Source organism: Streptococcus cristatus, from assembly GCF_001588905.1.
Taxonomy (GTDB): Bacteria; Bacillota; Bacilli; order Lactobacillales; family Streptococcaceae; genus Streptococcus; species Streptococcus cristatus_N.
This window is the reverse complement of record NZ_LAWH01000006.1, coordinates 20056-32864: the sequence shown is the minus strand read 5'-3', so window position 1 is coordinate 32864 and position 12809 is coordinate 20056. Positions and strand designations below refer to the sequence as shown.

At 46.8% G+C, this 12809-nt stretch carries 10 protein-coding genes; all 10 read left to right on the top strand.

Features of this window, described 5'->3' with window-relative positions:
* Positions 1-266 precede the first annotated feature (266 nt).
* The 10 genes from A0765_RS10410 to A0765_RS01400 all read left to right on the top strand — a co-directional run bounded on the left by A0765_RS10410 (position 267) and on the right by A0765_RS01400 (position 12762).
* Positions 267-407: a hypothetical protein gene (locus tag A0765_RS10410; RefSeq protein ID WP_167320505.1), complete on the top strand. Its 141-nt coding sequence runs from the start codon at positions 267-269 to the stop codon at positions 405-407.
* 272 nt (positions 408-679) lie between these two features.
* Positions 680-2899, top strand: a complete 2220-nt coding sequence (locus A0765_RS01440) for a RelA/SpoT family protein (protein ID WP_062004289.1) — start codon at positions 680-682, stop codon at positions 2897-2899.
* A gap of 47 nt (positions 2900-2946) precedes the next feature.
* Positions 2947-3390, top strand: coding sequence for a D-aminoacyl-tRNA deacylase (gene dtd, locus A0765_RS01435; RefSeq protein WP_048765439.1), 444 nt, complete (start codon positions 2947-2949; stop codon positions 3388-3390).
* A 357-nt stretch (positions 3391-3747) separates the two neighbouring features.
* On the top strand, positions 3748-4338 hold the full coding sequence (locus A0765_RS01430; RefSeq protein WP_062004287.1) for a CDP-archaeol synthase: 591 nt from the start codon (positions 3748-3750) through the stop codon (positions 4336-4338).
* Between the two features lie 14 nt (positions 4339-4352).
* On the top strand, positions 4353-6848 hold the full coding sequence (locus tag A0765_RS01425; protein WP_062004285.1) for a PEP/pyruvate-binding domain-containing protein: 2496 nt from the start codon (positions 4353-4355) through the stop codon (positions 6846-6848).
* On the top strand, positions 6835-7467 hold the full coding sequence (locus A0765_RS01420; RefSeq protein WP_062004283.1) for a CDP-alcohol phosphatidyltransferase family protein: 633 nt from the start codon (positions 6835-6837) through the stop codon (positions 7465-7467). Before A0765_RS01425 ends, A0765_RS01420 begins: the two co-directional genes overlap by 14 nt.
* Positions 7460-8332, top strand: coding sequence for a phosphatidylserine decarboxylase (locus A0765_RS01415; protein ID WP_062004281.1), 873 nt, complete (start codon positions 7460-7462; stop codon positions 8330-8332). Before A0765_RS01420 ends, A0765_RS01415 begins: the two co-directional genes overlap by 8 nt.
* Entirely contained in the window at positions 8317-9216 is a 900-nt protein-coding gene (locus A0765_RS01410; RefSeq protein ID WP_062004279.1) for a UbiA family prenyltransferase, read from the top strand. The genes A0765_RS01415 and A0765_RS01410 overlap by 16 nt, the downstream gene beginning before the upstream one ends.
* On the top strand, positions 9216-11699 hold the full coding sequence (locus tag A0765_RS01405; protein ID WP_062004276.1) for a phosphoenolpyruvate synthase: 2484 nt from the start codon (positions 9216-9218) through the stop codon (positions 11697-11699). Before A0765_RS01410 ends, A0765_RS01405 begins: the two co-directional genes overlap by 1 nt.
* Positions 11686-12762 (top strand): hypothetical protein, encoded by a 1077-nt coding sequence (locus A0765_RS01400; RefSeq protein WP_062004273.1) that lies wholly within the window; start codon positions 11686-11688, stop codon positions 12760-12762. Before A0765_RS01405 ends, A0765_RS01400 begins: the two co-directional genes overlap by 14 nt.
* Positions 12763-12809: the final 47 nt, after the last annotated feature.

Genomic DNA, 12809 nt, shown 5'->3' with positions numbered 1-12809 from the left:
CAATTGAGAGGCTAGGACTTTTGTCCCAGTCTCTTTTTGATTAAAGGGTAGGTCTAGGTGGAGAAATGGACAACTGAAGCAGGTCATTTGCTTCATCAAACCTGAAAAAGTATTTTTATAAAGGGATTTTCATTGTTTTCCTTTCTTAAATTTGGTATAATAAAGGTGAATCCAGAGGCAGGCTAGAAAGGAAAAAATTGGGAACGAAACAGCCGCTGATGGTCACTTTGCACATTGCAGTTTGAAATAAGGAGAGGAGGTTTATCATGTCTTTGTCTACCTTATTTGAAGTATCAATAGCTATTTTGGGTGTGGCCTCTGCTGGCTACCTCATCTATGCCTATTATGAGTTTCTAAAAGATATAGCTCATATGGAGAAAGTACATCATTTTCATCACGGAGGTTGAGACAAAAGTGTCTCGGCCTCGCTTTTTATTAGAAAGAGATCCTTGAGGTTGCAGCTGCTTGCTCAATAGCCATGGATTATCGAGCAACCTCGTGGGGCTGGAACTGTTTATAACTCTAGGAAAGTTTTTAAATCTTAGCTCGGAAACAAGGTTGACAAGCTAAAACTTTGAAAAGGTAGTGCTATTCTGCTACCGTGCTTTTATTCTAGTCCTCTTGGTTTTCATATTGATTTAAAAATGTTAAAATAGTAGGCAAGAAAGCGGAGAGAAGCATGCCAAAAGAAGAAAATTTAACGGGGAATCAGGTTGTAGCCCTAACAAAAAAATATTTAGCTGCAGAGGATGTGGCTTTTGTTCAAAAAGCGTTGATTTATGCGATGGAATGTCATAGCGGGCAAACTCGTCAGTCGGGAGAGCCCTATATCGTCCATCCGATTCAGGTGGCGGGAATTTTAGCCAAGCTCAAGTTGGATGCTGTTTCAGTAGCCTGTGGTTTTTTGCATGATGTCGTAGAGGATACGGCGGCGACCTTGGACGATCTGGAGCGAGAATTTGGTCATGATGTGCGCGTGATTGTGGACGGTGTGACCAAGCTTGGGAAAGTCAAATACAAGTCTCACGAAGAACAGTTGGCGGAAAATCATCGCAAGATGCTCATGGCCATGTCTGAAGACCTTCGAGTGATCTTGGTCAAGCTGGCTGACCGTCTGCATAATATGCGTACTCTGAATCATTTACGGCCAGACAAACAAGAGCGGATCTCGCAGGAAACGATGGAAATCTATGCTCCTCTGGCCCATCGTTTGGGGATTTCCAGCGTCAAGTGGGAATTGGAAGACTTGTCTTTCCGTTACCTCAATCCGACGGAATTTTATAAAATCTCCCACATGATGAAGGAGAAGCGTCGAGAGCGGGAAGCTCTGGTAGAGGAAGTTGTCCACAAGATTGAAACCTACGCGGGAGAGCGCAATCTGCATGGAAAAATTTACGGTCGTCCCAAGCATATTTACTCCATCTACCGCAAAATGCAGGACAAGAAGAAGCGCTTTGATGAGATCTATGATCTGATTGCCATTCGTTGCATTTTGAGTACTCACAGTGATGTCTATGCCATGCTGGGTTACATCCATGAGCTTTGGAAACCCATGCCGGGGCGTTTCAAGGATTATATTGCTAATCGCAAAGCCAACGGATACCAGTCCATCCATACGACCGTTTATGGACCTAAAGGTCCGATTGAGTTTCAGATTCGAACCAAGGAAATGCACGAAGTCGCAGAATACGGGGTCGCGGCTCACTGGGCCTATAAAAAAGGAATTAAGGGTCAGGTTGACGGCAAGGAATCTGCCATCGGGATGAATTGGATCAAGGAATTGATGGAATTGCAGAATCAGTCTGGTGATGCTAAGGAATTTGTTGATTCGGTTAAGGAAAGCTACTTGGCTGAGGAAATCTATGTCTTCACACCGGATGGAGCAGTACGTTCTTTGCCTAAGGACTCAGGACCCATTGATTTTGCCTATGAGATCCATACCAAGGTTGGGGAGAAGGCCACAGGAGCCAAGGTCAATGGCCGCATGGTGCCGCTCAATACCAAGCTGAAGACTGGGGATCAGGTGGAAATCATCACCAATGCCAATTCCTTTGGACCTAGTCGTGACTGGCTCAACCTTGTCAAGACCAGCAAGGCTAGAAATAAAATCCGTCAGTTCTTTAAAAATCAAGACAAGGAGCTGTCTATTTCTAAAGGGCGGGAGCTCTTGCTGGCTCAATTTCAGGAGAATGGTTATGTAGCCAATAAGTACATGGACAAGAAGCATATGGAAGATGTGCTGCAAAAGACTAGCTATAAGACCGAAGAAGCGCTTTTTGCGGCAATTGGTTTCGGTGAGATCGGTGCCATTAGTATTTTCAATCGTTTGACAGAAAAAGAGCGCCGTGAGGAAGAGCGGGCCAAGGCCAAAGCAGAGGCAGAGGAATTGGTCAAGGGCGGTGAAGTTAAGGTCGAAAATAAAAAAGACACCCTTAAGGTCAAGCACGAAGGCGGTGTGGTCATTCAGGGGGCGTCTGGTCTCCTCATTCGGATTGCCAAATGCTGTAATCCTGTGCCTGGTGACGATATTGTTGGTTACATTACCAAAGGACGCGGCGTAGCTATTCACCGGCAAGACTGCATGAATCTCAAGGCCCAGGAGAATTACGAACAGCGCTTGCTTGATGTGGAATGGGAAGAAAATAATTCGACTAAAGAGTACACGGCTCACATTGACATTTATGGTCTCAATCGGTCTGGCCTCCTTAACGATGTGTTGCAGGTGCTGTCTAATACCACCAAAAACATCTCAACGGTTAATGCCCAGCCAACTAAGGATATGAAATTTGCTAATATCCATGTTTCTTTTGGTATTGCCAATCTGTCCATGCTGACGACGGTGGTGGATAAGATTAAGAGTGTGCCAGAGGTGTATTCGGTCAAACGAACCAATGGATAGGTGCGAGTTTGTCAGAGTGGATGTTAGTCAGAAATAAAGGAAAAGATATGAAAATTGTCATTCAGCGTGTCAAACGTGCTCAGGTCAGTATTGACCAGCAGCTGCATAGCAGCATTGAACAAGGACTCCTACTCTTGGTAGGTGTCGGGCCTGATGATAGTCAGGAGGATATGGACTACGCGGTCAGGAAGATTGTCAATATGCGGATTTTTTCCGATGCGGAGGATAAGATGAATCTTTCTGTTCAGGATATCGGAGGGGAGATTCTTTCCATTTCCCAATTTACCCTCCATGCAGATACCAAAAAGGGAAATCGGCCAGCCTTTACAGGTGCAGCCAAGCCGGACATGGCTAGTCCCTTTTATGACAAGTTTAACCAGCTGTTAGCTGAGCAAGTTCCAGTCAAGACGGGCGTGTTCGGAGCAGATATGCAGGTAGAATTGGTAAATGATGGCCCAGTGACTATTTTGCTTGACACCAAAAATCGATGAAAGAATTGCGCGCCTTTTGAAGGTTAGTGGTTTAAGACCAAGCAAAAATAGTTTGTTTCTTTTCTAGAGAAAACTGATATTTATAGGCTTCATAAGTAACTTTTAATAAACCAGTGCTGGTTTCCTTAGAAGTTCTTATGAGGCTTTTTGTGTGGTTTAAAGGCGATATTATTCTAGCAGGCGGCTTTGGAGTTGATAGAGCGGAAGGGCAGTCAAGCGTTGCTCCTTGTCAGATGCGACAGATGTCTAGGGCTTATTGGAAAGGGGCTTTACGACTTATGGTATAATGATATATATAAGTTTGAGGAGTCTCTTGATTTTTTCAGACTGATCTTCATAAAAAGAATAGGAAATAATATGCGCTCGATTCTTGCCTTGTATGTCACCCTGATGCCGGTCATTCTGGCTGGAGTACTGAATATGATCTTTTGCAAGTCTTCACTGCTAGAGGCGGCTTATCGACCCATGGATGCTGGGCTAATTTTAAAGGACGGGAAGAGGCTTTTTGGGGCTAACAAGACCTGGAAAGGTTTCTTGGGCATGATTGTCTGGGGAGCTTTGGCTCAGATTTTCTGGGGATTGCTCTTAAAGAGCATTTCTACCTTAGAGACGCTGCACTTGGTCTATGCTTTTTACGAAAATACCGTGTTGTTTAATCTGGTGCTTGGAGCACTTTTGGGGCTGGCTTATGTTTTGTTTGAGCTGCCCAATAGTTTTATCAAGCGCCGTTTGGAAATCAGAGAGGGCAAGACGGCGGAGAATGGCTGGAAATGGACCTTTATCTGGATAGACCAGATTGATTCCTTGATAGGCTGTATTATTATTTTGCTTTTCTATATTCCTCTGTCTTGGCAGCAGATGCTAGGCATACTTATTCTAGGGGCGGGCACGCATCTAGGAGTCAATCGTCTGCTCTACTGGGCTAGGCTTAGAAAAAATCGTATGTGAAATGGGAGTTTTTGATGAAAGAACTATGGCTGGAAAAAGAGCCTTCGACCGTCTATGGCGGTAAAATCAATCAGTTAATCAACCTCTGTCAGCTGGGGTTTTCGGTTCCTAAGGGGCTGATTTTGCCGGCGGACCAAGTAATGGCTTGGCTAAGCGTAGCTCTGCCAGAATACTCAAAAGAGGGACTTAAAGAACTAATTCATTTGCGCAAAGAGGAAATTGCGGAGCGTTTGCAGCATTATCCCTTGAATCCAGCTTGGCTACAGGAGTTAGCAGCTTTTTGTCAGAAAAATCAAACTTATATCGTTCGCAGCAGTGCCCTATTAGAAGATGGACAGGCCATGTCATTTGCCGGCCAATATGACTCGATTGGCAACTGCCAATCGCTCTCAGAAATCGAGCAGGGCATTCGTTCTTGTCTGCTTTCCCTCTTTAATCCAGAAGCCTTGGCCTATTGGCAGCGTCTGGGTCTGTCTGAGCAGGATTTTGCCATGGCAGTGCTGATCCAGGAGCAGATAGAGCCCGACTTCAGCGGCGTCTGTTTTTCCCTGGACGTAGCGACCAATCAAGATCAGACTATGCTGTTGGAGTATGTAAAAGGCTCGGCTGAGAGCTTGGTTAGCGGTCAAGTCAATCCTGAGCAGCTGACTCTTCCTTGGTACAAGCCGACCTGGAGGCAGTTTGAAAAGGTTGAAATGCCTCTGGCAGTCTTGCAGAAACTGCATGAACAGGTTTTGCAGATTGTGGCGTATTTTGGTCTGCCTATGGATATTGAGTGGTGTGCTGTCCAAGAGCAAGTCAATCTGCTGCAGGCTCGGCCCATCACGACAGTACCAACTAAAATCGACAGTGGTCGCTGGACGACGGCGAATTTTCGAGATGGAGGCGTGGCGGCTCAGCCCTGTCCCAACCTGATGTGGAGCCTTTACCGCCATTCTTGGCAAGAGGCCCTTTCTAGCTTTTTGCTGGCAATTGGACTAGAGCCTGAAGGTGTGATGCCGCCACTGATGCGCCTGCACTATGCTCGGCCTTTCTGGAACTTAGGCGTGGTCAAGCAAGGTATGGAGCAGATTCCGGGGTATATTGAACGAGACTTTGATGATGAGCTGGGAGTTAATAAAGACTACCAAGGTCAAGGTTTTACCAGCAAATTAAGTCCAGCCTTGCTCTTGAATTTCCTGCGCGTAGCTTTGAAAACGCAAAAAGTAACTAAGACTTTTCTGCATCAGGCGCCAGACAAGCTGCAAGAGCTGCGTCAGCAATTTACCCGCCTGAATCAAGAAATACGAGAACTGAACGACCAAAGCCCGCTGTATCAGGTCGAGAGTCTTTGGCAGTTAGTGCTAAATCAGGCTTATTTAGACAGTGAGGGAACTTATTTCTGGCAGGCCTACATCAATACGGTCCAGCTGTCTATGAAAAAGACCAGTCTCCTCAAATGGCTGACGGTGGATGAATTTTTCCAACTGATTGCCAAGTTAGGAAATGTTTCGCATACCAAGCCTTTAGCTAGGATGCTGGAAGCTGCAGATCTTGTTTTGGCAGATGAGAAGTTGACAAACGACTGGCTGAAGCTATCGGTGGAAGAGTTACAGGGACTGGCAGCGCAATATCCTGAACGAGCAGATTTTATCAAGATTCAGGATTTCCAAAAGGATTTTGGCTATCACTCGGCACGGGAGCTGGACTTGCGAGTGCCAAGCTACGAAGAAGATGCTCATCAGGTGCTGACAGCAGTTCAGCAATTGGTTGCTGATTCAGCGTATTACCAAGCGGCCAAAGCCTCGCTCAGTCCTGTCTCAGAGTCTGAACTGAATCTTGCCCATCTATCTCGAGCCAAGCAGAAAAAGATAGAAAAAATCAGTCAAGACTTGCGGAAATTGCTCTGGTGGCGAGAGGAGTTCAAGGATATTTCCACGCGCTATTACCACCTCATTCGCCAGATTAGCCTTAAACTCGGTCGAGCTTATGAAAAGCGAGGTTTTCTGAAAGATTCTCAAGATATTTTTTACATTAAGAAAGAAAGTTTGACTGCCTTTATGGAAGGACAAAAGACTGCAGACCAGCTTCAAGAAGAGGCGGCAGATAATCAGCATTATTGCCAGGCTTATCGGAATTTTGAGCCAGCGGGGGATTTGACTGATAAAGAGATGAGCTTGGAAGAGGTGGCACATGATAGTCAGGCTCTGCTGACGGGAATGCCAGCCAGCAGCGGTCAGGTAACCGGTCGGGTTCGCGTCCTCTTGGATTTGGCTGATATTGAGACGATTGAGCCGGGAGAAATTCTTGTCACCCGCTATACAGATACGGGTTGGAGTTATGTTTTCGGTATTCTAGGCGGTCTTGTGACAGAGTACGGTGGAGTTCTCTGCCATGCCTCCATTGTCGCTCGGGAATGCGGGATTCCAGCTCTGGTCTGCGCTAAGAATGCAACTCAGCTGCTAGAAACTGGCATGCTGGTAACTTTAGATGGAAGAAGAGGAGAAATAAGAATTCATGAAGAAGAATGAACCTTTGTTTATCGGTGAATACGACAAATCTGTTATCCTGACCTATATGGGCGCTGCTTTTGCACTGTTGGCAGTCTATGCCATCATTCAGTCCCAGCTGCGACTAGCCATGATGGCCTTTATCGTTAGCGGTATCTGTGACCTCTTTGATGGTGTGGTGGCACGGCGGATGAAGCGAACTGAAAGCCAGAAGCGCTTCGGCATTGAGATTGATTCGCTCTGCGACATGATTAGCTTTGCGGCTCTCCCGGCTGTACTCTTTATGACCCAGCTGCCCTTGGGAGCGGCCAATATCATCTTGGCTGTCCTCTATGTCTTGGCTGCGGTCACGCGCTTGGCTCATTTTAATCGCTTGGCCAAACATGATGAAGGATCTGGCTCTTATTTTATCGGCTTGCCCGTGACCTACAGCGCCCTATTTTTCCCTCTGACCTATCTGGTCTGTCAATGGCTGGCGCCTGGTCTCTTTGCCTGGGTGTGGCTGTGCTTGTCTCTTTTGCTGACCTTCCTATTCGTCTACAACTGCCGTATTCCCAAGCCCAATAAGCTGGCCTACCTGGTCTTTGCGATTCTGGCTGTTGTAAGTCTGATTGGTCTGGGGGTTCTCCCGCATGGTTAAGGTCTATCAGAGAAAGACTGGCCAAGTAGTGGAACCGACAGAATATAAGGCGGGGCTGTTAGATAAGCTTTATGGTACTGCTTGGGGCCGCATCTTGTTGTCTTTCTTGACCCGACCTAGCCTGTCTTATCTGCTGACTTTGAAAGACTACACTCTTTTTTCTCGCAAGAAAATAGCAGCTTTTGTGGAAAATTATCAGCTGAATCTGGCTGACTATGAAGATGGCCCCTATCCTCACTTTGCTGCTTTCTTCCAGCGGAGAATCAAGCCCGCTCTGCGTCCGGTCTGTCCTGACAGTCAAGTACTGGCAGTGGCAGATGCCAAGCTGGAGGCTTTTACCATCAGTCAGGACTTGCGGCTGACGATAAAGGGTCAGATTTATAGTCTAGCTGACTTACTGCTGGATGAAGAGTTGGCTCAGTTGTTCAGTGGCGGAACAGCGCTTGTCTATCGTTTGGGAGTGGAAGACCTGCACCGCTATTTGGCAACTGAATCCGGCAGAATTACCCAAAGACGAAAAATCAAAGGCCGCCTGCATACGGTCAGGCAGGTAGCCCAGAAGCAGCGCTTGATTTACAAGGAAAATAAAAGAGAATACTGTCTTTTAGATACCGACCTAGGACTTGTCCTGCAGATGGAAGTAGGGGCTCTGCTGGTCGGAAGAATATACAATCATAGTCAGGACCATTTGATCAGGGGACAGGAGAAGGGCTGCTTTGGTCTGGGCGGCTCAACCATTCTTGTCCTCTATCCAGCAGGCACGATTCGCTTGGATCAGGATATCCTGACTTACTCAGACCTCGGAATAGAAACCCAGATTCAAATGGGTGAAAAGATTGGAGAAAAGCTATGTTTAAACGATTAGCTGTTTATTATAAGGAAATGTTTCCCTTGCTGCCACGCTTTTTTGTGGCTGCCATCATGTTTTTTGAGATTTATTTTGTCCTTCTGCTCAATGACGGAGTGACCACCTTTCACTTTGACCATCAGGAATTGATCGGAATTTTTACCATTTTTGTCTTTCTGATGATTCTGCGGATCGCGGATGATTTCAAGGACTATGAGACCGATAGGCGGCTCTTTCCCCATCGGGCTCTGCCATCTGGCCGGGTGAAAAAGAAGGACCTGGCTGTTGCCCTCAGCTTTATCGTAGCTGTCTCTGTACTTCTCAATGTCTTCTTTATGAACAATATCGGCTGGTTCCTCTTTCTCTATATCTACGGAACTCTCATGTCCTTCTGGTTCTTCAAGCGTGACAAGATTCAAAATTCTCTGCCACTGGCTCTAGTAACCCATAATCCGGTCATGATGATTTTGAATCTCTATACCATTTCTTTTGTATGTTACAAGTACAATCTGCCTCTCTTGTCCCTGCCGACTGTCTTGCTGGCCTTTACCATGTATTTCCCAAGTTTGATCTGGGAAGTCTGCCGCAAGATTCGGGCGCCAAAAGACGAGACAGAGTATGTGACCTATTCTATGCTTTTTGGCTACAAAAAAGCCACTCGCTTTATCGAGGTGGTGACTCTGCTGGATATCTTGACCAATTTCGCTCTCCTCTGGAATATTTCCCATGTCGGAGTGGTAGTCTTGGTGCTGAATGTCATCTGGATGACCGTCCAGTTTGAGCAGTTTATCAAGGATCCGACTCGCTTTAATATTCGGGAGCGGGTGGAGCGTTATACTTATATCACGGAGACGACCATGGTTCTGTCCGTTGCTGTTTATCTCTTGATGGGGGTACTTTGATGAAAAGAATCAAGCAGACAGGGCTTGACCAGGTCGGAGGCAAGGCCTATCATTTGCTGAAAATGCAGGCTGCTGGTTTGCCGGTTCCTGAGTTTGCAGTGTTTGCTTTTGACTTTTTTCAAAAACCTGCTAGCTCAGCTGACTTAGAGCGGATGGAAGCTGCCTATCGGTCTGGAGAGTTGGACTTGTCCCAGCTCAGTCAGCAGCTGCAGGACTGGGCCAGAGAGCAGTTTGGTCAAGAAGATCTGACGGCAGCAGAAAACTGGATTCGGCAGGAGCTTTCTCAGAAAGACTGTCGCTTCGCAGTCCGCTCATCTGCTACTATTGAGGATGGCAAGGCTTCATCCTTTGCCGGTCAGTTTGAAAGTCAGCTCAATGTGAAGACAGAGGGGCTTAAAGAAGCCATCCAAGCGACCTTGCTCTCTCTTTATCAGGAGTCGGCTCTTAGTTATCTATTTGAGCAAGGCCTATCGTTGAAGCATGCACAGATGATTTGCCTTGTTCAGGTCATGCAGGAGGGAGACTTGTCTGGGATTTACTTCACAGCTAATCCCAAGGGCATTCTGAATGAGCATATCATTGTCATCGGTCGAGGCTTGGGCAACAAGGTTGTCGAGGATAAGATTCCTACAACAATGGTGACGCTCCATCCCAAGGACCAGCTCTTTTATACAGAGCAGACGGAGGACTCACCAGACGTATTACAGGAACAACTCGAGGAGCTACAAGCTTTGGCTAGTCAGGTAAGTCAGCTTTTCGGACCAATTATGGATATGGAGTTTACTTTTGCCAATGGCCAGCTCTATCTCTTGCAGGCACGACCTATTACCACCTTGCCAGAGGGACCGCAGATTATTCTGGATAATAGCAATATTGTAGAAAGCTATCCGGGCGTTTCCAGTCCTCTGACTATTAGCTTTATTCAAGAGGCTTATGCCAGCATTTTCCGCAGTCTTGCCCAGCGCTTGGTTGGCAGGGATGTCCCTGAGTTAGCTGCCTATGAAGCCACCTTTCAAAATATGCTGCAGCCGGTCAATAGCCGAGTATATTACCAGATTCAAAGTTGGTATCAGCTCTTGCAGCTTCTGCCTTTTTCGAAGAAAATCATTCCTATCTGGCAGGATATGCTGGGAGTGAGAGAGACGGAGGTGCCTCAGATGCCAGTGCACTTGTCTACTTTCAAACGCCTGCAAATCATGCTTCGAATCATCCGAGAGTTTTGGACAGCACCCAAGCAAATGCGGCAATTGGAAGAGCAGTTTGCCCAGATTCAGCTAGAATACGAAGCGAGCTTTTCTCCCAACGCAGATGCGGAGACCTTGATTGGCTTGGTCAGCAAGCTAAAAGAGGATATTCTGGCTCACTGGGACATTACGCTGGTCAATGACCTCTATGCTTTTGTCTATACTGGTCTCTTGAAGAAGTCGCGTCGCGGCGGAGCTGTTCAGGCTGAGATTGCGGGAATTGAGCAGATAGAAAGTATGAGGCCAGCTTTGGCTCTGCAGGCTTTAACAGCTCAGTTGAAAGCAGAAGAAAATGCAGAGATTAGACAGGCCATGGCAAGTGAAATTCCAGCAGTTTTTCTAAGTCGCCAGCACCCTTTGGTCCAAGAAATTGCCCATTTTATCCATGAATTTGGTGATCGAGCTCCGGAAGAGTTGAAGTTAGAAACTCCAACATTTCGAACGCACCCAGAGCGTCTGCTCAAGCTCCTGTTGCAAATGTGCCAGCAAGAGGAGAAGAAGCTGGCTCCTCGGAAATTTGAAGAAGCTGAGCAAAAATCAGATTGGTGGACGAATTTTCTTCGCAAGCGAGCCATGACGGGTGTTAAATATCGGGAAAGCTCCCGCTTAAACCGCACACGGATCTATGGCATGATGCGACAGATTTTCCGAACGCTTGGCCAGCAATTAGCCGAGCAAGGGCTGCTGGCTACTCCTGACGATGTTTTCTACTTGACCAAGGAAGAATTGTTTGAGCTGACCAGAAAGCCCAGAGATGTTAGTGGATTGATAGCCGAGCGTCGGGAGAAGTTGGAGGCTGACAAGGAGCTTCCAAGCTTTAGTCGCTATGTTTTTGCTGGACAGGTCTTTGAGAAATACCTGAAACCGCAAAACCGCACCAGCAGTCATAATACGGGTAATCAAGCCTTACAAGGAATTGGTTGCTCACCTGGCTGCGTTAAGGCTCAGGTTTTGGTCGTGGAAGATGTGCAGGAGATTGAGTCTGCTCAGGATCGGATTATCGTGACCAAGATGACCGATCCGGGCTGGGTCTATCTTCTGACCCAAGCCAAGGGTGTCATTGCTGAGCAGGGGTCTTTGCTCTCGCACACGGCTATTATTTCCCGCGAGTTGGGTATTCCCTCTATTGTCAATGTCAGAGGTGCCTGCAGCCAGCTGCAAAACGGTGACTGGATTGAGATGGATGGCCTTACTGGCAAGATTCGACTGATCAAGGAGGAAGACCATGCTGGAAATTAAACCAGTCAAAACCAATACGACAGAGCTGGACGATTTTCTAGCTCTGCCCAAGCAGATTTACCAGCCAGACCACCTCATGCAGTCGGCAGAGGAAGAGCTAGCTTTGATTGAGGGCTGTCACCCGCTGAGTTCTGACTTAGAAACCTATGCCTTTATTGGCTATGTGGACAGTCGGCCCTGTATTCGAGGACTTCTGACCTTCTATCCAGATGATGAGGCTGCTTACTTGGGATTTTTCGAGTCGATCAATGACCAACAGATTGCATCTTCTTTTATAGAACATTTAGCAGGTTTTGCTCGCAGTCTCGGAGCGATTAAGATAATCGGTCCCGTACAGGCAAGTTTTTGGCTGGGCTATCGAATGCAGCTGACTGGAACAGAGGAGGTCCCTTTTACTGGAGAACCTCATAATCCAGCCTATTACCCCCAGCTCTGGCAGGCTGCTGGTTTTGAACTCAAGGAGCGCTATCTGTCCAATTTTTATCCCAAGGTCAGCAATCAAACTCATCAGGACAAGTTGGCTCATCGCTTTGAGTCTTTTGAAGAAGCGGGATTCACTATTTGCTCTCCAAAGAAGCAGGAGTGGGAAGAAGCTTCGTTGCAGGTTTTTGAGCTTCTCAATCGCCTCTATCAAGATTTTCCGATTTATCGGTCTATTTCCAGTCAGCAGTTCAGTCAGATTTTTCAAAAATACCAGTATATTCTTGATTTTTCAATGGTTAAGCTGGCCTATAAAGAGGGCAAGCTAGCAGGTTTTCTGATTGCCATGCCGGACTACGGTTCTCTGGTTTATCAAAAACTGACTCCTCTCAACCTAGCCAAGCTTTTCTGGACCAAGCGCTTTGCCAAACGTTATACGATTATGTATCTGGGAGTGGATGAAGAATTCTTGGGCTTGGGCTCTGCCTTGGCCTATCCGATTTTTAAAGAAGCGCAGAAGCGGCAAGCCTCGGCTATCGGCGCCTTGATTCACCAAAATACCGTTACGCGCCACTATGTAGCAGAATTGCAAGGGGACAAGCATGAGTACGGCCTCTTTGAGTTGGATTTAGGGCTTGGATGATCTGTAAACAGTAGGTTCTCTCCCAGAGAATCTGCTTTTTTGTTTTC

Excerpts from the sequence above, each read along its gene's own strand:
- A0765_RS01415 (WP_062004281.1), top strand. The coding sequence starts at position 7,460 with ATGGTTAAGGTCTATCAGAGAAAGACTGGCCAAGTAGTGGAACCGACA.
- dtd (WP_048765439.1), top strand. The coding sequence starts at position 2,947 with ATGAAAATTGTCATTCAGCGTGTCAAACGTGCTCAGGTCAGTATTGAC.
- A0765_RS01420 (WP_062004283.1), top strand. The coding sequence starts at position 6,835 with ATGAAGAAGAATGAACCTTTGTTTATCGGTGAATACGACAAATCTGTT.
- A0765_RS01410 (WP_062004279.1), top strand. The coding sequence starts at position 8,317 with ATGTTTAAACGATTAGCTGTTTATTATAAGGAAATGTTTCCCTTGCTG.
- A0765_RS01425 (WP_062004285.1), top strand. The coding sequence starts at position 4,353 with ATGAAAGAACTATGGCTGGAAAAAGAGCCTTCGACCGTCTATGGCGGT.
- A0765_RS01405 (WP_062004276.1), top strand. The coding sequence starts at position 9,216 with ATGAAAAGAATCAAGCAGACAGGGCTTGACCAGGTCGGAGGCAAGGCC.
- A0765_RS01440 (WP_062004289.1), top strand. The coding sequence starts at position 680 with ATGCCAAAAGAAGAAAATTTAACGGGGAATCAGGTTGTAGCCCTAACA.
- A0765_RS01430 (WP_062004287.1), top strand. The coding sequence starts at position 3,748 with ATGCGCTCGATTCTTGCCTTGTATGTCACCCTGATGCCGGTCATTCTG.
- A0765_RS10410 (WP_167320505.1), top strand. The coding sequence starts at position 267 with ATGTCTTTGTCTACCTTATTTGAAGTATCAATAGCTATTTTGGGTGTG.
- A0765_RS01400 (WP_062004273.1), top strand. The coding sequence starts at position 11,686 with ATGCTGGAAATTAAACCAGTCAAAACCAATACGACAGAGCTGGACGAT.